At 68.9% G+C, this 1,446-nt stretch carries 1 protein-coding gene; it reads right to left on the reverse strand.

What is annotated here, in order from left to right; translation table 11 throughout:
• Window positions 1-1,239: acyltransferase family protein (locus G6048_RS48075; protein ID WP_408056256.1), on the reverse strand; the 1,239-nt coding region annotated here is incomplete at its 3' end.
• Window positions 1,240-1,446: the final 207 nt, after the last annotated feature.

Genomic DNA, 1,446 nt, shown 5'->3' on the forward strand with positions numbered 1-1,446 from the left:
GCCCCTCTTCCCCTTCCCCGCCTTCTTCGAGCCGTCCGGCCAAAGCCGAGGCCCTCGCTTGGCCGCCAGGTCCTCGACCCACCCCACACCCACGACCATCAACGCGATCAACGGCCACACCAGGACAAACATCCACAGCGTGTACGTCGTAGTCAGGGCGTTGGACAAGCGGTCGTCCATGAAGGGGAGTTTGTAGACGGCGTCCAGTAGCGGGACCGTCGCCATGATCAGGAGGTTGTGCCAGAGGTAGATCGTTACGGCTCGGTTGTTGGACAGGGTGATCAGTTTGTCCCAGTGGGCCAGGCGGCCTGGGAGGGTCTGCCAGGACGGGGAGTACTGGAGCAGGATCGCTACGAAGCCCAGGGACCAGGCGGCCTGGGCCAGGGGGATGTCGTTCAGGTCCCAGCCGTCAGGGCCCAGGTGGCCGGAGGCCCACCACAGGCCGAAGGCCATCAGGAGGGAGGCGACGGAGACCACCGCGTAGCGCGGGATCTTCTTCAGTACGCCTTCCTGGTGGGCCATGCCCAGGATCCAGCAGCTGCCGTACACCGCGAAGTCCGTGACCGCGTTGCCCGTTTCGCCGGGGATCGAGACCAGTCCCGTACCTACTACCGCCGTCAGCGCCAGCGGTGCCAGCAGTGTTGCCCATGGGACTCGGCGGAATGCCCACAGCAGCAGCGGCGACGCGATCACGAACCACAGGTACGCGCGCAGGTACCAGAGCGGGCCCGCCGCCTGGACCGCCCAAGTCTGCTCCAGCAGGCCCGACTCGGAGCCGATCTGCCAGGGGTAGGGCGGGGCGCCGATCGGGAGGACGTAGTTGACCAGGCCCAGCCAGCCCAGGCCGCCGTCGTCCTTGGACGGGTTCCAGCCGCCCACGAACAGCATCGCGAGCACCACCGCGCTGAACGCCCAGAGCGGCGGCAGGAGTCGGCGGATACGGCCGCGGATCACGCCCCACGCCGGGCGGCTGAGCGAGCGCGCCATCAGGGCGCCCGCCAGCGCGAACATCACGCCCATGGAGGGGAAGAGCACCGTCAGCCAGGCCCAGCCGAAGATGTGGTAGACGACCACGCGGACCAGGGCGATGGAGCGGAGAAGATCGAGATAGCGGTCACGGCCCGAGGGCGGGGACGGTTTGGCCGACGGCTTCGTCCTGGTACGGGACGGGGCCTCGGCGGCCGGTACAGAGGAGGCCTCAGGCGTCGGCACCTCCGGCAGCGGCTGGGTCTCATCCACCCTCTGCTGCGGAATCGCCTGCGTGGCCTGGGGCGTCTGCGGAGCCTGCGGGATCTGCCCGTTCCCGTACGACTGGCCGTACGCCTGCTCGTACGCCCCCTCGTGCGACTGCCCGTACTGCGGCCCGTACTGCGGCCCGTACGTCTCCTCATACGACGTCCAGTACGGGTTCTCGTCCGAGGACGGCGACGCGCCCCCCCCCGTGCC

The organism is Streptomyces ureilyticus (assembly GCF_011045025.1).
GTDB classification, from domain to species: Bacteria; Actinomycetota; Actinomycetes; order Streptomycetales; family Streptomycetaceae; genus Streptomyces; species Streptomyces ureilyticus.